This is a genomic window from Nostoc edaphicum CCNP1411, assembly GCF_014023275.1.
Classification (GTDB): domain Bacteria; phylum Cyanobacteriota; class Cyanobacteriia; order Cyanobacteriales; family Nostocaceae; genus Nostoc; species Nostoc edaphicum_A.
On the sequence record NZ_CP054698.1, the window covers coordinates 2539617 to 2556350 of the forward strand.

Below are 16734 nucleotides of genomic sequence, written 5' to 3' on the forward strand. Positions count from 1 at the left end.
TTATTTGTAATCTTTTGAGTTCAGGGGTTTTCCGGATTAGAGATTGCTAAAAAAGCTACCTTGGCTGCGGCTTGTTCAGCGGTTTTGATTGAGCGTCCCTTACCAAATCCTAGCTTGGTTCCGTGCAGCCACACTTCAGCCACGAAACGTTCATGATTACGGTGCGGTTGACTAACTTCCACAACCCGATACTCTGGTAAAACTTTAAATTGTGCCTGAGTCCATTCTTGGAGAGCAGCTTTGTAATTAAGTCTGGCAGGATCAAGGCGAATTTCTGTTGCTAATTGTAGGAAGTGGGGATCTAGCCAAGAGCGGATCAGTTCTAGATTTTGAGTACTTAAATAAAGTGCACCCAGAACTGCTTCAAAAGCGTCTGCTAGTCGTGACTCTAGACCAACTTTATCAGCGGTAGCACTGCCAGCAACGAGTAAGTATAACTCTAAACCATAAGTTCTGGCCAATTGGGCGAGGATGCGATCGCTCACCAATACCGAACGAATTGCCGCAAAATCCCCTACGGGACAATCAGGATAATTTTCCCATAACACAACAGCCGAAACCAGGCGCACCACTGCATCGCCAACAAACTCCAGCTGTTCATAATTTGCCGAATCAGAAACAGTGGGATGAGTGAGCGCTAAATCTAGCAGTTCCCACTTTATAGGTGCTTCTAGCGACAAACCTAATTTTTGGACTAAACTTTCAAGTTGCCGTTGACGGCGTGGATAGGCAAGGGACATTACATAACAAGGGGAAGGGGGCAGGGGGGCAGGGGGGCAGGGGAGGCAGGGGAAAAATACAAACTTCTAACTCTTGTACAGACGCGATTCATCGCGTCTCTTCTAACTCAGCACTAAAAAAAGGGGGAGAGAGCAGTACATAAGCCGGGTTCTGTTCTCTTGCGAGGGCAGTTATCTATCTGGGACGCCTGTTACCAGACGCCTCTAGCGGCTCTCATTGAGCGGAACTGGTAAAAGACCAACCGTAGTTCCTATCGCCTTGCTCCCAACCGGGGTTTACCGAGCCAGCACCTCTCGATACTGCTGGTGCGCTCTTACCGCACCTTTGCACCCTTACCAAAGATTGGGGAGTGGGGAGTGGTGAGTGGGGAGTGGGGTTTTGCTTTCCCTATTCCCTATTCCCTATTCCCTATTCCCTATTCTTGGCGGTATCTTTCTGTGGCACTATCCTCACGATCGCTCGCACTGGACGTTATCCAGCAAGTTTGGTCTTTCGGGAGTCCGGACTTTCCTCAAACCAGTGACTATGACTGATCTGCAACCGCCTGCGTCTACTCTCTCCTTAGATCCAGTGTAATCTTGGATGGCATAGTCTGTCTGGTTGATATTACTTTTTTTTATTCCAAGGTAGAGCGTAAGTCCAAGGTAGTTTCCTGACTGTGAAAGGACAATTGATAATACTAATGGGAGGAAAATCACGACCTGGGGCTAGACCTAAACGCACCTCAGATATCCTTAGCACTAGTTGCAGCGAAAAGTCCAACTCTTTTCTTCTGTTGATAAAGTCGTTGTACAGCTTTTTTTGCCCTTTTTGTAGCCCGTTAATATCAATTAGTGGTTTTTTGGCTGAATAGGTTCCAGCTTCTTTATCGCGCTCGAATACATCTTCTGCTGTCACTGTTTCAGAAAGTGTTTTTTTGGGAGCAATCAGGCTAGGACTTTGGGGTACTGCTAAGTCGCGGGTTAAGTCTGGTGATTTCCGAATCACACGCCGCGATTGTTTGCTATGTTCAACTACTAAAGAACTATTGTCCCAGTCAACGTATACGGCAACATTCTCAGATTTATTTTCTATGCTGATTCCTAAATCTTTCAAATCTTCAATTGCGTATGAGGGTTTAAGTTTAAAGGAAATTCCAATTTTGTCGTCGAGATTTTGTTCTTTGAGTTGCTCATCAACGATTCCTTTTTTAAACTCAAATTTAACTTGGTCATCAATGGATTCAACCATGCGGTTAAAAACGTATGAGACACCAATAATATAAATCGTCAAAACTACTAAATTCTGGTCGCTACTCCTCATAACTCAGAATCTTAACTCCCGGTGCTAATGAATATATATTTGACTCATCGCTCATCTCAAATCTTTAATTGCGCTTGATTACTACAGAATTTTGCAGCCAGCCTCGTCGCCAAAAAAAGAATAGCAAACTAAGTGCGATCGCTACCATAACTGCCAAGCAAATTGGGTAGCCCCAATACCAATTCAATTCAGGCATATTATATGGCGATTTTTCAGTATTGAAATTCATACCATATATTCCAGCCACAAAAGTTAGTGGAATAAAAATTGTTGAAACTACCGTTAGTACCTTCATAATTTCATTCATTTTATTACTCACTGCCGAAAGGTACACATCCATTAATCCAGATGATAGTTCTCGGTAAGTTTCCACCATATCCATCACTTGCACTGTATGGTCATAACAATCTCGCAGGTAGATTCGTACTTCTTCGCCAATTAGTTCACTACCATCTCGAATTAAGGAATTAATTGCATCTCGTTGGGGCCAGATAGCACGACGTAGTTGCAGTAATTCTCGCCTAATTTGATAAATATTTTGTAGTGTTTGTGGCGTTGGTTTGACTATTACCTCCTCTTCTAACTCTTCGATTCGCTCTCCATAAAGCTCCAGTACTGGGAAAAAGCCATCAATAATCGCATCTAACAGAGCGTAAGCTAAATAATCCGCTCCTTGTTTACGGATGATACCTTTATTTTTTTCAATTCGCGATCGCACTGCTTCAAAGCAATCATGTTCTGGTTCCTCTTGTACTGTCAACAAATAATTTTTCCCTAATATTAAACTTACTTGCTCACTATAAAAACCACATGTTTTCTCCTTTGGTACTACCATGCAGGCAATGAATAGCAATTGGTCTTCATAATCCTCGGTTTTGGGACGCTCTGGTACATTGACTACATCTTCTAAAACTAGAGGATGTAACTCAAAGACGTTACCCAATCGTTGTAATATGTCTTGACTACCTAAACCTTGTACGTCTACCCAAGAAATCGATTCTGCATCAAGATAGGGGAGACACTCCTCTGGAGTTGCTATTTGTTCACGAATGAAATTGGTTTGATTATAGTCAATTAAGAAAATTATCGGTAGCGGAGCATCTGCATCAATAATTATGGTTCCTGGTAAAGTTCCTGGTTGGTGATAGAATTCATCTTCGTATAGCTTGGTGACTATTTTGGGAAGGCGACGCAGTTTTCGTGCCATAAAACATTACCTAATAGTGATTAGTCATTAGTCATTTGTCATTTGTCATTTGTAAATAACAAAGTACATAAGGATAACTTACACGTAATCTTACAAAAATCAATATAAAGACTATAATTTCTAAATTACGCAATTATTTAGGTTGATAATTTAGTCATCAGTCAGATTTAAATCTGACAAATTACGAATTACGAATTACGAATTGGTATAACATATCGCCTCTGAATCAGCAATGCTACAAAAAACAGTTTGCCTGGGTAAGACAAACTGTTTAAAAAATATTTATCTGGGTGAGCAGAAGTTAGAACATACCCATGCCGCCCATGCCGCCCATGCCACCCATGCCACCCATGCCTCCCATACCGCCCATGTCAGGGGCAGGAGCAGCGGATTTCTTCTCTGGCTTTTCAACAACGATCGCTTCAGTGGTTAAGACCAAACCAGCAATGGAACCAGCATTTTGCAAAGCTGAACGCACGACTTTGGCAGGGTCGATAATACCAGCAGCAATCAAGTCTTCAAATTCGCCAGTAGCAGCGTTGTAGCCAATGTTGAACTCGCTATCCCGGACTTTAGAGACGATTACAGAACCTTCAGCACCGGCGTTGTCTGCTATTTGGCGTAAGGGGGCTTCTAGCGCTCGTTCGACAATATCAGCCCCAATTCTTTCTTCGTCATTTTGTAAAGTCTTTTTAATCGCTTCTACCGTCTTAGCTAAGTGAATTAGAGTTGTCCCACCACCAGGAACAATACCTTCTTCCACAGCAGCTTTAGTAGCGTTCAGCGCGTCTTCAATCCGCAGTTTGCGGTCTTTGAGTTCGGTTTCGGTTGCCGCACCCACTTTAATCACTGCCACGCCGCCAGCGAGCTTGGCGATGCGTTCTTGGAGTTTTTCTTGATCGTATTCAGAATCGGTTTCTTCCAACTGTCTACGAATTTGACCAATCCGCTTTTGTACTTCTGGCTTGGTAACACTGCCAGCTACAATGGTGGTGCTTTCTTTGTCAATGGTAATTTTGCGGGCAGTTCCCAGCGCTTCTAAAGCAGCAGTATCCAAGCTCAAGCCGATTTCTTCAGAAATCAACTGTCCATCGGTGAGAATGGCAATATCTTCTAACAAAGCTTTGCGGCGATCGCCAAACCCAGGCGCTTTAATGGCAGCTACAGCCAGTACACCCCGCGCTTTGTTCACTACCAAAGTTGCCAAAGCATCACCTTCGACATCTTCAGCGATAATTAGCAAGGGCTGACCAGAACGGGCAACTTTTTCCAAAATTGGCACTAAATCTTGGATGCTGCTGATTTTTTTATCTGTCACCAAGATCCGAGCGTTTTCAAATTCCACAATTTGCCGCTCGTTGTTGGTGACGAAGTAGGGAGAAATGTAACCTCTGTCAATCTGCATCCCTTCAACCACTTCTAGTTCAGTTGTGAGGGATTTAGATTCTTCAACGGTAATGACACCATCTTTGGTGACTTTTTCCATTGCTTGGGCTAACATTTGGCCAACTTCTTCATCGTTACCAGCAGAGACAGTAGCAACTTGAGCGATCGCACTTCCTTCTACTGGCTTGGCTATCTTGGCAATTTCTAGTACCAGTGCCTCAATAGTTTTGTCGATCCCACGTCTTAAGCTAACAGGGTTACTACCTGCCGCGACGTTCTTCAAACCTTCTCGAATCAAGGCTTGTGCTAAAACTGTGGCGGTGGTTGTACCATCCCCAGCGACATCTTTAGTTTTTGAGGCTACTTCCTGGATGAGTCTTGCACCAGTATTTTCCAAAGGATCTTCTAATTCAATTTCCTTGGCAACAGTGATACCATCGTTGACAATTTGAGGTGCGCCAAACTTTTTTTCTAAAAGCACATTGCGACCTTTGGGCCCTAATGTGATTTTTACGGCATCGGCAAGGGCGTTAACACCCCTTTCTAGAGCTCGCCGCGATTCCTCGTCAAATGCAATAATTTTTGCCATGTTTCATTTCTCCAGCGCTTCCATTAGACAATTTAGCACTCACAGCGCAAGAGTGCTAATCTCTCAAGCGGCTCAAGTTACAAATGGAAATAAAAAAAATTGATTAATATACAGGTGATGCTCATATTAGATACTGGCAGTAATGCTTGAATTGGGAGATGAATCTAGACAACTCCCTTAAGTCCCTCGGTATTGCCGACCCTAGCGGCACCGGCTGGTTGGCAGTAGTATTTACGTTCCTATTGGCTTGGCTTGTAACTTGGCGTTTAATTCCGACAGTACGAAAATTTGCCTTGCGAGTAGGTTGGGCTGACCAACCTAACGCACGGCGACTCAACCGAGAACCTTTACCCAATGCAGGGGGGCTAGCTATCTACGCGGGTGTGATTGCCGCGCTGGTATTAGCTAGCCTTTTACGACCGATCGAACTCCAAAACGTATTGGCTCAGGTGCTCACTATTCTGTTGGGGGGTTCGATATTAGTCCTTGTGGGCTTTATCGATGATCAGTTCGGCTTACCGCCCTCTGTTCGATTGTGGGCGCAAATTGTCACGGCACTGTTGCTGGTAGCTAATGGCATCAGTGTTCAAGTGATGTTTGGCACCCCCATCGACTCTCTCCTGTCCATGTCACTGACAGTACTATGGGTAGTAGGGATTACCAACGCCATTAACTTAATGGATGGTATGGATGGCTTGGCGGGAGGAATCAGCTTTATTACCGCCATGAGTTTGTTGGGGGTTGCAGCTCAATTTAACAACCGTGCAGCGGCAATCTTGGTACTCGCAGCCTTGGGAGGTGCTGCACTGGGCTTTTTGCGCCATAATTTCCATCCGTCACGAATTATTATGGGTGATGCCGGAGCATACTTTTTTGGCTATGTGCTGGCAGCAACTAGCATTTTAGGAAAACTGCAACAAAACACACTTTATGCACTAATTCCTACAGTTTTATTTCTGTTGTTACCAGTGCTAGACACCACTCAAGTATTTGTGCGGCGGCTACTAGCAGGAAATAACCCTCTCAGTACTCCTGGCAAAGACCATTTGCACCACCGCTTACTCGCTTGGGGACTTTCCCAGCGCAATGCTGCGTTCACGCTTTGGTCAATTACCTTAGTTTTTAACTTGCTGGCGATGAGAATACAAGGTATGAGTTTGGCTGTGATACTGACTACCGCCAGTAGCATTATCCTTCTTTTGGGCTTTACTGTCTGGCAAAGGATACGCCAACAGCCTTAGTTGCTTGTAGGGTGGGCATTAGAATGCTAGCCCTACTATGGTTTATTTTCTGTATGGAAGCGATGTCTAGGACTGGCTATTTGGTGATGCACAATTTTGCCTTGACTGAATTTTAGATTTTAAATTTTGGATTTTAGATTGAAAATTTAATTGCCGTTAGTCCGCGCAGGGGTACTTTGCTTGTGTCGTTGCGACTGAAATCACCTGATAAAATAGGTGCGTTAGCCTTCGGTATAACGCACCTACGAAAATTACTATTTAGGCCATTACCATGCCGCCATCGACGTTAAAGACTTGTCCAGTGATGTAGTTGGCAGCGGGATCGGCAGCGAGGAAGCGCACCATCCCAGCGACCTCTTCGGGCTGACCGAAACGACCGAGTGGAATGTATTTCAGAATATCTTCGGGGTTGTTGAGATCGCTGGTCATGTCGGTGGTGATGAATCCAGGGGCGACGGCGTTAACGGTGATACCGCGTGTAGCTAGTTCTTTAGCAACGCTTTTGGTGAAACCAATTACACCTGCTTTGGCGGCGCTGTAGTTGGACTGACCTGGGTTGCCCATTTGCCCCGCAACGGAGGTAATGTTGATAATCCGCCCCGATCGCTGCTTCAGCATAATTTTACTGGCGGCGCGTGTACAAAAGAAAACACCAGTTAAATTAAGGTCTATCACAGCTTGCCAATCTTCTGGCTTCAAACGCAAAAGCAGTGTGTCACGAGTAATACCCGCGTTGTTGACCAAAATATCCACACGACTGAACTTTTCCATGACGGCGTTAACTAGTGCGTCTACTTGCTCGATTTTAGAAACGTCTGCTTGGATAGCGATCGCTTGACCTCCGGCTGCTGTAATTTCTGTAACAACCGCCTCAGCAGCAGCGCTAGAACTGGCATAATTGACAACTGCGATCGCTCCTTGTGAGGCTAATTCAATTGCGATCGCTCGGCCAATTCCTCGTGATGCACCTGTGATAATTGCGACTTTATCTTGTAATAGTGTCATTTAATGTTCCTCAATCTTAGAAATACCGCGCTAATTATCTTATGGTGATTTCGGGAACATCTGAATATTGTCTGAATAAAATCTAACTCTTGCGGGATGACAATCTTGCTGGCATGATGCAAATTAGATATCTAAATAGATAAAGTTCTACCTCGTTTTTAGCTAGATATATATAACTTAATTTAGACAAATTAACGTTTTACTATAATTAAATATCTATGAGTTATTTTTTGTTAATGGATGAATAACTTGAAGCAATATATTGTTGATTTATCTATAGCTGCGTCACCGAATAGCCCGTTGTAGACATCACTTAATTGGAATAGACTAGGAACTATAGCAGCTACACTGTTGTAGACATCACTCTCGTGAACGCCTCTATAATTTGTTGGTTAGTCAGAATAAGTTTAAATACATATCTAATGGATATGCATAAAATAAAATAGTATACGTGTTTTATTATAATTATTTAAGGTTTTTGGCTGGCAAATCAGTCTATATTAACTAATCTAATCTTTTCCCAACAAAACCCATAATCCTATACCTATTTTATTTTCTAAGAATTACTATTGAAACAAACAATTGAAAATCGGCGTGTGTCACAATGGCAACTAAAAAAGAATTTAACAGTTTTGATGATATGCTGTCCGCTTCTGATGTGCCTGTATTAGTAGATTTTTACGCTGACTGGTGTGGCCCCTGTCAGATGATGGTGCCAATTTTAGAGCAAGTCAATGCCCAACTTAAAGATCGTCTACGAATTGTCAAAATCGACACAGAAAAATACACAGATTTGGCTACTGAGTATAAAATTGCTTCTCTCCCAACCCTGGTACTGTTTAAGCAAGGTAAGCCTGTGGATCGGATAGAGGGAGTGATGCAAGCACCGCAGTTGGTGCAATATCTACAAACAAAGATTTAAGCTAACACTTAGAATTTTGATTTTGGTTCTTAGAGGCGCGAAATATCGCGTCTCTTTCAGTAAATAGTAATTGTGCACCTTAATTAAATTACTGCTTGATTGAATTTCTAGCAGATAAATCTGATAAATCTTAAGTAAACATTAAGCATATTTACTTATACGTCTAGAGAAAGTAGTTTAGAAGTTGAGAAAGATATATTGTGTAGATATAACAAAATATCTTGACACGTAAAGCAATATATGAATACTAAACAACAAAGACCAGATAAAGCCTATATTTGGGTGAATATTGATTTTGATAAGGTTAAACATAGAATAAATGCGGTGACTTGCCAGATTGAGCGGGTTATAGAAAAGCACCAATTTTCAAATCTAACTGGTAAATCAGGCAAAAGAAATAATTAGGTTATCTGTAGGGCAACGTCTACGATGAGCTAGGGTTATTCATTTTATTTTTAGTGTAGTGATTGATCGCACTAGTTTTGCACAACATATTTTGGGCAAAGCAACTATATTTTTGTCAAACACTAAATAATATTTCGATAATCGTCCACCGAATTTCTACTAATTTATTAGCCATTATTTTATCTCGACACTCCTAAAAAGGAGTGTTATTTTTGGGAGGATATCTGTTTACTAATTATGCTCTCAAAGGATGTGGATAAATGATGGGATGGCTATTTGGAGGTCTTGTTAAACAGTTTGAGAGTGCAGCTAAGGAGGTTGTGAGAGACAGTAGCAAGGAAATAGGTAACTTGTTTGATGACAAAGTTTACCCTTTAGCTGACAAGCTTGATTATATAGCTCAAGAAAGCATTAATCACGCGATAGAAAAGACCGAGGAATTAGAAAGTAAAATTAAAGTTGACATTGAATATCTGTTGAGTACCACAGATGAAAAAGTTAAATATTACCTTGATAAAATAGATAACATTCGTGAAAAAGCCCTGACGGACACTGTTAGTCAAAGTAATTTTTATCTAGAAAACAGAATTAATCAAATGTCACTAGCTGTAATGCAGGCGATTAGCTTGTCTCAAAACAGCATTGAGCAGAGCTTGGAAAGAATCGAATATTTGGAAAATAAGCTATTTCAAGATGCTAATCAAATAGTTGATAAAATCTCTGAACTGATAGATGGCAAACTTGAACTAATTCGGAATGAATTGAAAAAATATTTAGTTCACGGCTTACCCAGTCCTCTTGATAAATGTAGACAAAGACTCAAAATAGCATGGAAGCCTGGTGGTCTATTGTCTGATATTGAGCTTTATGAGTTAAGCGAATGCTATGAACTGAGTAAGTTAGATGAAAATACTTCTATTGACGAGGTATTGAAAATTTATGGACAATTACAACAAAATGCCGCTATGATGGCTGCTTTAGTAAGAAATTCTCCCGAATTGAAAAATCGAGCTATTAAAGACTGGATAAAATATGGTTTACTTTGTAAGTTTTGGCATAGCATCATGAATAATTATGATTTAAAAAACAATGTTATACCAGAGAATAAATTTTCACAAATATTATTAATAGATAAGCAATAAAATAAGCAAAGTTATTTTATGTTCAAAGCAGGTAATGATAACTGGAAAACACCATTAGGATATTACGAAAAAGCAATCGAAGAGCTCAGGCGTAGCCGTGAAGAGTTGCAGGATATGAAAGCAAATACTAATTTGTATAATATTGAATTAAATCTTGCAAGCTTTCAAACGGAAATAAAGGGATCAAAATCTGAGATTCAGACTATGCAGGAGAGATTGGCCAATAATGAAGAAACGGCAATAGAAGCTCAGATGGCTTTAGCTGAGACTCAAAAAGCCTCACTAGCTGCTCAAACTGAACTACAAGCTTTGAAAGAAATTATGACTGATGAACAAAAATCAAATTATATAATTTTTGAAGAATTACGTCAAATAAAAGAACAAATATCTCAATTGCCATCTCACGTTTTGGAGACAGATTCGCAAACGTCAATTCTTAAATCTTTATCAGATGTGCAGTTACATCTATCTCAATTGGCAGCAGAATTAACTCTTGTATCTCATACTTCTGGTATTGATTATAGAAAATTGCAGGAGCTATTAGCAGAACAAAAATGGCAGGAAGCTGATAAAGAAACCTATTCTACTATGCTCAAAATATGTGATCGTGAAGGAGAAGGTTTTTTAGATAGTGGAGAAATCCAAAAATTTCCTCGTCATGACCTTTATATTATTAATAAGCTCTGGGTTCAATATAGTGAAGGCAGATTTGGTTTTAGCGTCCAACATGGTATTTGGCAAGCCAAGAAAGATTGTAAGCGCTTTGCTTATAAAGTTGGATGGCTAGCAAGTCTTGCCAATAGTGAATGGGTTAAATATGAAGAATATACTTTCACCTTAGATGCTCCTAAAGGACACTTTCCATCTGTATCTCGGTTAGTGGGTTTAGATTCTAGAAATATTAGTGCACTTCAGCGCCGACTTAATATTTTTCTGTCACGATACTAGTACTTGATCACTGAAGATAGCCCAAGTGTCAGGTTTCGCATAGACCGCCGTGGCATCGCACCACTTTTGCACAGCAGATTTTAGTCCACAATTATTCTGATTGAGATATTTCAAGAATTCAATCCCACCAATAGCAAACAACAACCGCATCACAATCCTGGTGAACATCCTCACCCAATAGCGCTCCTTCCAATCGAGTTCTCAGTCGGCGCTGAAGCCGCAAACCGTAGTCTTCATTCGTGCCATCACTTACCTCTACAGAGTCAGCTCGCCACTTTTTGCCCAAATCTAAAAGCTCAGACACTTTTGTATCTTGGTTCTCTGTCAGAATGTATAGCGTATCGGCAGGATAGGCAATGAAATGGATAATGCTGGTTTCAGGCATGGGACGATAGTTTGCCATCGCAAGCAGGGTATCGACCATACCACCAAAGCTTAAACCGTTTTCATCTGGTGCAAAAATTGGTTTTGTAAACAGAAAGCTTGCCCATAAATTTCTGTGGTTGGAAAGGTCGGTAATCACTTCTTCGCCATCAAACTCATTGAACCGACGCTGCCAAACCAAGGCAGCAAAGAGTTCTTGAGGAGAATAAGATGTCGCAATCGATTGGATTTTGCCTAAATCAAGCATCACATTTACGGTAAGTAATATTTTTAACAAAACATTTGTAACTACCCTTGCAGTTTATTTACCCAGTCCCTGCTATTCTTATAGTTACTTCGGTCTGTCATAGCAGATAGATTATCCTCGATAATGTTTTTATTTGTTAGCGCTCATATACCAATCGTGGTAATGTGGGTGCTTTTACTTTATGAGAAGAATTCAGGAGTCAGGAGTCAGAACTCAGAATTTAATTCTGTAGGACTGGGTAATGAATATTGGTTTAAAACCTTGGCTGCAAGTGACGCGAAAAAAATTAAAATATTCTCGCCTTAAAACTCATCCCTTTATGGGTAGAGTATTCTGAATTCTGTTAGCGTAGCAGGGCGTAGCCCATTCTGAATTCTGACTCCTGTTTTATCGCTCATGGCAAAAACTGTCTGGGTTAGTTTTGAGGGGATGTCTGGTGGTTGCTACACTAAGCTGACAGTGAAGCTTTAACTTGACCAAAACGGCGATCGCGACTTTGATAGCTCAACAAAGCCTGATAAAATGCTTCTCTATTAAAATCTGGCCAAAAGATATCGGTGAAATACATCTCTGTATACGCCATTTGCCATAAGAGAAAATTACTCAATCGCATCTCACCACTGGTACGAATCAGCAAATCGGGTTCTGGAGTGTCTGCGGTGTAGAGGTGTTGTTCTACAAGACTTTCATTCACTTCTTGGGCACTGAGTTCGCCCTGTTCCACGAGTTGAGCTACTTGACGACAAACTCTGGTAATTTCGTTGCGGCTTCCGTAGTTGACTGCAACAGTAAAGTGGATTGCTTGATTGTTCAACGTCTCTGCCATTGAACGTTCCATTTCTATCTGTAGAGACTTGGGTAAAGCTGATAAATCTCCAATAAATGAAATTCGCACTCCCTCCCGATGCATCTGAGCCAACTCGCGGCGTAGTAATCGCTCAAACAAATGCATCAGAAAATTCACTTCTTCAACAGGACGCTGCCAATTTTCTGTTGAAAAAGCATAAGCTGTCAACGCTTTAATTCCCCAATCCTTGCAACAACGCAATAGTTCTTTGAGTGTTTTTGCTCCTTGGCGATGTCCAGCGATGCGCGGTAATCCTCGACTGGTTGCCCATCGTCCGTTACCATCCATGATCACGGCGATATGTTGGGGTATTTTTTGGGGGTTTAAATCTGTGGGTAATTTTGATTTGTCACTTGTCATTTGTCATTTGTCCTTTGTTTTGACTAATTAGTTTCAAATAAATCTTGTAAATACTCTGGTGTGAGGGTATTGTTCCAACTCCACAAGCGATGCATTGTGTAGGTGAAGGTGAAGAGGAGAGTTGTTTTGTTGGTTAATGACCAAGCATTCCAGTTGAGGGTAGCCATCATGCGGCGGAGAGTACGAGTGAGGTTGTTACGTTGATAGTTTTGCGATCGCGTTTTGATCAGCGTGCGTCCAATTCGCATCAACCCAGTATCAGGGAAAGTCCAGACTCCAAACCCCCAGAATTTGGTCATGTGGTTGATTTCATCCTGTGCTAGTTCTTCTAAAACATCCTGGAGTGCGCCAGTGGTGTGAGCCATCAACCAAATATAAAGACAGGTGGCACCGTATTCTGTAGCAATGCGGTGTAAGCCGTGGCGATATAAGTCTTCGTGAGCGTCATCTGTAGGAAGATAGCTTCTAACAGTCCGAAGTTTTGGGGTAATTTTCTCGCCTGTTAATTGGGTGTAGACTTTGATTAATGCAGGTGTGTGCTGGCGTTCTTCCTTTTCCCACAAACCAAGTTCTAGCAGTTCACCATCTTCACCGACAGTTCCACCCACAAACCGAGCCATTTGAGGATGCAATTTTTCCAAATACTGCCGACTGGTTTGGGTATAGCCACGAATAGGAGCTTCTGTGTCCATTGCACCTATCAATATAGATAAAAATACCTCTGCGTCTAAGCCGATAATTTGATTGCGGTTAATCGTTTGCCAATCAATGGGTTTCCAGGGACGCGGTTGGGGATTAGCAAACTGTATCGGTAAATCTTGCAGACGATCATGTAGTTTTTCGACTGCAATATATTTGTCTATGAGTGAGCGAATGCGGCGCTGTGTTTGCAAGTAATAAGGGCTGGGATAGCTTTGACCTGCTAAGTCTTCTGTGATTGGGCTGAGGGTATTAAGCATATTTTTATACTTAAATTTTTATCTCTATGCCCAATAGCCTAAGCGATCGCACTTTGTTTTGTCAGTCGGCTGAAGTCGGCAGTTTTATGTGATAGGGTTGCAAAAGTCGGGGAAAAAGTTGGTTATAGAAAATTTGGGTTTCAAACCTTGCACTTCTAAGACGACTTTACAAAGTTAGAAGAGAGAATTGCAGAGAATGTGGCGAAATTGTTAGAACAAGGGTAGATAAAAGTTGAGTAACAGGATAAATCATGAACGCTTATAAAACATATATCACCATTGCAGATCCAAAGCAGTTAGTATTATCTGATTTACCATTTAAAGCAGGACAGAGAGTTGAGGTGATTATTTTAACAGACGATAATCAAAAGATTACTTTAGCAGAAGAATTAAAAAAGTTATTCAAAGAAATACAAGCAATACACGCAGATAATCCTTTAACTGATGAAGAGATAGCAGCAGAAATTGAAGCTTATAGACGGGGAGAATGAAAGTTATTATTGATACTAATATCGTAATCTCTGCTGCTATAGCTGATAAAAATCCAGAGGCAGTGATTTTATTTGTGATTGCTAATTCTGCTTTTGAGTGGGTTGTATCGGCAGAGATTATCGCAGAGTATAAAGAAGTTTTAAAGCGTCCTCGCTTAAAATTAACTGAGGCACAATACGAAAGATGGGTTTATTTAATTGATTCAGTGACAACACTAATTAATGTGGATGTGGAGGTTGATTTCCCCAGAGATAGGAAAGATGCAAAGTTTTTAGCTTGCGCTATTGCCGCAGGAGCAGATTTTTTTATTACGGGTGATGCTGATTTTAATGAAGCGCAAACTTTGTTAAACACGACTATTATTTCTCTGTCTTTATTTAAAAGGTTAGTTTGTGATGTGAGGCAATAAGCTTCAATCGACAAAGCTTTTCACTGCAACAACAATTTTTTGAAATCCCTTCTCGGCACTGATAAGGCGTTCTGATCCCAAATCACTCGATAAACTCTTTTTCCCGATTTGAAGTCACGATAAGAGCCTAGCCAGGGCGATCGCTCCCACCCTGACTAGGCTGAAATAGGATGTAGCGTTACCAGGGACCCCAAATAGCAAAGGTTATTCCTGGACTCTGGGTGTTGACAAACATCGTCTGACCATCGGGGGAGAAGCAGACACCGGCGAACTCTGATGTGTTGAGGGCATTCTTCGCAAACTTATAAAGACTGCCACTGGGAGTAATGCCCAGAATGTAATCCGTTCCATCCCCATCTTCACAGAGGAAAATATCCCGGTTGGGGAAAACCACAAGATTGTCTGGATTGTCTAGCACACTAGAATTGTTGGGTTCAATATAGAGTTCAACGGTATTATTAGCGGGCGAATAACGCCAAATCTGCCCATTTCCAGAACTACTACCACTCTTGCAAGTGAAGTAGACATAACCACCGCCATAAAAGATGCCTTCCCCACCTGAAAACCTAGCGGCACCGCTGTTATACCCTGCTGTTCTGACAGTATCAGATGTGGGATCAGGATTGCTAATCTGTACCCAGTTCACCGCCCTAGGCGTATTTTTTGGGAAACCCGTAGCTGTGTTGATTCCAGACGACCCTATAATCCTTAAAGCGTATAGCGTGCCGCCAGCACTCAGGTTGTTGGTTTGGTTGGGAATGAAGCGGTAGAAAAGCCCATTACTCCGGTCTTCTGTCATGTAGATATACCCTGTGTTGGGGTCTACAGCAGCAGCCTCGTGATTAAAACGCCCCATAGCGGTTAGTGGGACGGGGGTGACAAAAGTATTTGCACTACTGGGAACTTCAAACACATAACCATGCTTCTTGCCGTTATTGGTTTCAAAAGTTTCCTCGCAGGTTAACCATGACCCTGAAGGCGTAGGGCCACCGGCACAGTTGCGAATAGTTCCCGCTAGGACACCCCGATGTTCTACCAAGTTACGGGAAGAATTAACAACCAATTTAGTACAACCGCCCCTTGCATTTGTGTTGTACTTGCTGCCACTGGGAGCGCCCACACCGTTGCCAGAAGTACCGAGTTCATGATTGCGAATTAGAATCGTATTGCCATTAGACCCGGCAAAAGCACCCATCCCATCGTGACCACCCGGCACTAAGTAACCATCATTCATTGTTTGGCCTGTTTCGGACAGTCTGCGGTAAGTGAATCCAGCTGGCAAATCTAATACTCCGTTGGGGTCAGTCACTAAATTGCCGTAGGGGCCAGCAGCGATCGCAGGTTTAGCATAAAATGCTTGCAAAGGAGATAGAAGGACAGCACCTGTAGCAGATGCCCCTGCCAGGGTAAAAAACTGACGTCTCGATAAATTCAATGTCTACTCCCTGATGTTCTGGATGAGGCTTAAGTTGTTGCAAATAGCTAGCCTCAATTATCTAGGAAGAGTAAGTTTTTCAAATTAATAAGAGGTTAAAAAAAGATTATTCAATGCATTGAAGTAATACAAATTTATAAACTTATCTCTTTAATGTTTTTTCTTCAGCAAATTATTATTCGTATTTAATAAGTGAAGTTCCTATTCTATCGTTACAATTATGTAAAATTAATACAAAAATGACAAAGCTACAAATTGGCTCTCCATCAGAAACAATAATAGACGCTCACAAATACTGGAACGCCACTGGTATTTTTCTAGAAATAGGAGCAACTTATAAGTTTGAAGTACAAGGAGAACAGTTTTGGTATGATGCCAAGATTAGAAGTGATGCAGATGGGTATACAAAACCGTGGCTAAGTTGGGCTGAGATGTTCCGAAGAAAACCAAACGAAAACTGGTTTTCCCTAATTGGGAATATTGGTCAATCTGGTGAACAAGAGTTCTTAATTGGAAAGAAATTGGAGAGATATAAAGCTTCTTCAAGTGGGGAGTTTTTTTGTTATGCCAATGATGTTCCAATAATGTATTTTAACAATCGTGGAACTTTAATTTTGACTATTACAAGATTGAGCTAATTGAAGAAGAATTTAGGTGCGATTCGTTGTGTGGCAAAATCTCGGTAATCAGCCCGTAAATAACCCATTCCATAA

18 protein-coding genes and 1 other RNA gene are annotated in these 16734 nt (G+C 41.4%); 8 read left to right on the forward strand and 11 right to left on the reverse strand.

The genetic code is table 11. The features are described 5' to 3' along the window. Positions 1-20: 20 nt before the first annotated feature. The 5 genes from rnc to groL form a co-directional block, all read right to left on the reverse strand. Complete coding sequence (gene rnc / locus HUN01_RS13050) at positions 21-740, reverse strand: ribonuclease III (RefSeq protein WP_181931632.1); 720 nt, start codon at positions 738-740, stop codon at positions 21-23. A gap of 124 nt (positions 741-864) precedes the next feature. Next, an RNA gene (gene rnpB / locus HUN01_RS13055) (RNase P RNA component class A) lies at positions 865-1299 on the reverse strand. 48 nt (positions 1300-1347) lie between these two features. After that, positions 1348-2043 carry a hypothetical protein gene (locus HUN01_RS13060; protein WP_069068953.1) on the reverse strand — a complete coding sequence of 232 codons (696 nt, stop codon included), beginning with the start codon at positions 2041-2043 and terminating at the stop codon, positions 1348-1350. A 64-nt stretch (positions 2044-2107) separates the two neighbouring features. Next, positions 2108-3250 (reverse strand): magnesium/cobalt transporter CorA, encoded by a 1143-nt coding sequence (corA, locus tag HUN01_RS13065; protein ID WP_181931633.1) that lies wholly within the window; start codon positions 3248-3250, stop codon positions 2108-2110. Between the two features lie 301 nt (positions 3251-3551). Then, positions 3552-5225, reverse strand: coding sequence for a chaperonin GroEL (gene groL, locus HUN01_RS13070; protein WP_181931634.1), 1674 nt, complete (start codon positions 5223-5225; stop codon positions 3552-3554). A 158-nt stretch (positions 5226-5383) separates the two neighbouring features. On the opposite strand from groL, the gene HUN01_RS13075 reads away from it, so the two are divergent. Next, a complete protein-coding gene (locus HUN01_RS13075) occupies positions 5384-6466 on the forward strand; it encodes an MraY family glycosyltransferase (RefSeq protein WP_181931635.1) in 1083 nt (360 codons plus the stop codon). Between the two features lie 258 nt (positions 6467-6724). Here the strand turns inward: HUN01_RS13075 and fabG are convergent, their stop codons facing one another. After that, on the reverse strand, positions 6725-7471 hold the full coding sequence (gene fabG, locus HUN01_RS13080; RefSeq protein ID WP_181931636.1) for a 3-oxoacyl-[acyl-carrier-protein] reductase: 747 nt from the start codon (positions 7469-7471) through the stop codon (positions 6725-6727). 604 nt (positions 7472-8075) lie between these two features. On the opposite strand from fabG, the gene trxA reads away from it, so the two are divergent. The 4 genes from trxA to HUN01_RS13100 all read left to right on the forward strand — a co-directional run bounded on the left by trxA (position 8076) and on the right by HUN01_RS13100 (position 10888). After that, positions 8076-8393, forward strand: a complete 318-nt coding sequence (gene trxA / locus HUN01_RS13085) for a thioredoxin (protein ID WP_181931637.1) — start codon at positions 8076-8078, stop codon at positions 8391-8393. Positions 8394-8633: 240 nt separating this feature from the next. After that, positions 8634-8798 carry a hypothetical protein gene (locus HUN01_RS13090; RefSeq protein ID WP_181931638.1) on the forward strand — a complete coding sequence of 55 codons (165 nt, stop codon included), beginning with the start codon at positions 8634-8636 and terminating at the stop codon, positions 8796-8798. A gap of 260 nt (positions 8799-9058) precedes the next feature. Continuing rightward, positions 9059-9940 carry a hypothetical protein gene (locus HUN01_RS13095; RefSeq protein WP_181931639.1) on the forward strand — a complete coding sequence of 294 codons (882 nt, stop codon included), beginning with the start codon at positions 9059-9061 and terminating at the stop codon, positions 9938-9940. A gap of 18 nt (positions 9941-9958) precedes the next feature. Beyond that, on the forward strand, positions 9959-10888 hold the full coding sequence (locus tag HUN01_RS13100; RefSeq protein WP_181931640.1) for a GUN4 domain-containing protein: 930 nt from the start codon (positions 9959-9961) through the stop codon (positions 10886-10888). A gap of 118 nt (positions 10889-11006) precedes the next feature. On the opposite strand, the gene HUN01_RS13105 is transcribed toward HUN01_RS13100, so the two are convergent. The 3 genes from HUN01_RS13105 to HUN01_RS13115 all read right to left on the reverse strand — a co-directional run bounded on the left by HUN01_RS13105 (position 11007) and on the right by HUN01_RS13115 (position 13685). After that, positions 11007-11519 carry a hypothetical protein gene (locus HUN01_RS13105; protein WP_181931641.1) on the reverse strand — a complete coding sequence of 171 codons (513 nt, stop codon included), beginning with the start codon at positions 11517-11519 and terminating at the stop codon, positions 11007-11009. Positions 11520-11967: 448 nt separating this feature from the next. Further along, positions 11968-12726, reverse strand: coding sequence for an isoprenyl transferase (locus HUN01_RS13110; RefSeq protein ID WP_181931642.1), 759 nt, complete (start codon positions 12724-12726; stop codon positions 11968-11970). A gap of 23 nt (positions 12727-12749) precedes the next feature. Continuing rightward, positions 12750-13685: a ferritin-like domain-containing protein gene (locus tag HUN01_RS13115; protein WP_181931643.1), complete on the reverse strand. Its 936-nt coding sequence runs from the start codon at positions 13683-13685 to the stop codon at positions 12750-12752. A gap of 251 nt (positions 13686-13936) precedes the next feature. Here HUN01_RS13115 and HUN01_RS13120 point away from each other — a divergent pair, with 251 nt between their 5' ends. Both HUN01_RS13120 and HUN01_RS13125 read left to right on the forward strand, forming a co-directional pair. Beyond that, positions 13937-14176: a hypothetical protein gene (locus HUN01_RS13120; protein ID WP_181931644.1), complete on the forward strand. Its 240-nt coding sequence runs from the start codon at positions 13937-13939 to the stop codon at positions 14174-14176. Beyond that, positions 14173-14586: a putative toxin-antitoxin system toxin component, PIN family gene (locus HUN01_RS13125; RefSeq protein ID WP_181931645.1), complete on the forward strand. Its 414-nt coding sequence runs from the start codon at positions 14173-14175 to the stop codon at positions 14584-14586. Before HUN01_RS13120 ends, HUN01_RS13125 begins: the two co-directional genes overlap by 4 nt. 3 nt (positions 14587-14589) lie before the next feature. Here HUN01_RS13125 and HUN01_RS36565 read toward each other — a convergent pair whose 3' ends face one another. Together HUN01_RS36565 and HUN01_RS13135 are read right to left on the reverse strand one after the other, a co-directional pair. Then, positions 14590-14667 (reverse strand): hypothetical protein, encoded by a 78-nt coding sequence (locus tag HUN01_RS36565; protein WP_420832811.1) that lies wholly within the window; start codon positions 14665-14667, stop codon positions 14590-14592. 97 nt (positions 14668-14764) lie between these two features. Further along, positions 14765-16021 (reverse strand): alkaline phosphatase PhoX, encoded by a 1257-nt coding sequence (locus HUN01_RS13135; RefSeq protein ID WP_181931646.1) that lies wholly within the window; start codon positions 16019-16021, stop codon positions 14765-14767. A 239-nt stretch (positions 16022-16260) separates the two neighbouring features. Between HUN01_RS13135 and HUN01_RS13140 the strand changes: the two genes are divergently transcribed. Then, positions 16261-16659 (forward strand): hypothetical protein, encoded by a 399-nt coding sequence (locus HUN01_RS13140; RefSeq protein WP_181931647.1) that lies wholly within the window; start codon positions 16261-16263, stop codon positions 16657-16659. Positions 16660-16734 lie beyond the last annotated feature (75 nt).

Excerpts from the sequence above, each read along its gene's own strand:
- HUN01_RS13110 (WP_181931642.1), bottom strand. The coding sequence starts at position 12,726 with ATGACAAGTGACAAATCAAAATTACCCACAGATTTAAACCCCCAAAAA.
- trxA (WP_181931637.1), top strand. The coding sequence starts at position 8,076 with ATGGCAACTAAAAAAGAATTTAACAGTTTTGATGATATGCTGTCCGCT.
- corA (WP_181931633.1), bottom strand. The coding sequence starts at position 3,250 with ATGGCACGAAAACTGCGTCGCCTTCCCAAAATAGTCACCAAGCTATAC.
- HUN01_RS13105 (WP_181931641.1), bottom strand. The coding sequence starts at position 11,519 with ATGCTTGATTTAGGCAAAATCCAATCGATTGCGACATCTTATTCTCCT.
- rnc (WP_181931632.1), bottom strand. The coding sequence starts at position 740 with ATGTCCCTTGCCTATCCACGCCGTCAACGGCAACTTGAAAGTTTAGTC.
- HUN01_RS13090 (WP_181931638.1), top strand. The coding sequence starts at position 8,634 with ATGAATACTAAACAACAAAGACCAGATAAAGCCTATATTTGGGTGAAT.
- HUN01_RS13100 (WP_181931640.1), top strand. The coding sequence starts at position 9,959 with ATGTTCAAAGCAGGTAATGATAACTGGAAAACACCATTAGGATATTAC.
- fabG (WP_181931636.1), bottom strand. The coding sequence starts at position 7,471 with ATGACACTATTACAAGATAAAGTCGCAATTATCACAGGTGCATCACGA.
- HUN01_RS13075 (WP_181931635.1), top strand. The coding sequence starts at position 5,384 with ATGAATCTAGACAACTCCCTTAAGTCCCTCGGTATTGCCGACCCTAGC.
- HUN01_RS13095 (WP_181931639.1), top strand. The coding sequence starts at position 9,059 with ATGATGGGATGGCTATTTGGAGGTCTTGTTAAACAGTTTGAGAGTGCA.
- HUN01_RS13125 (WP_181931645.1), top strand. The coding sequence starts at position 14,173 with ATGAAAGTTATTATTGATACTAATATCGTAATCTCTGCTGCTATAGCT.
- HUN01_RS13140 (WP_181931647.1), top strand. The coding sequence starts at position 16,261 with ATGACAAAGCTACAAATTGGCTCTCCATCAGAAACAATAATAGACGCT.
- groL (WP_181931634.1), bottom strand. The coding sequence starts at position 5,225 with ATGGCAAAAATTATTGCATTTGACGAGGAATCGCGGCGAGCTCTAGAA.
- HUN01_RS13115 (WP_181931643.1), bottom strand. The coding sequence starts at position 13,685 with ATGCTTAATACCCTCAGCCCAATCACAGAAGACTTAGCAGGTCAAAGC.
- HUN01_RS13060 (WP_069068953.1), bottom strand. The coding sequence starts at position 2,043 with ATGAGGAGTAGCGACCAGAATTTAGTAGTTTTGACGATTTATATTATT.
- HUN01_RS13120 (WP_181931644.1), top strand. The coding sequence starts at position 13,937 with ATGAACGCTTATAAAACATATATCACCATTGCAGATCCAAAGCAGTTA.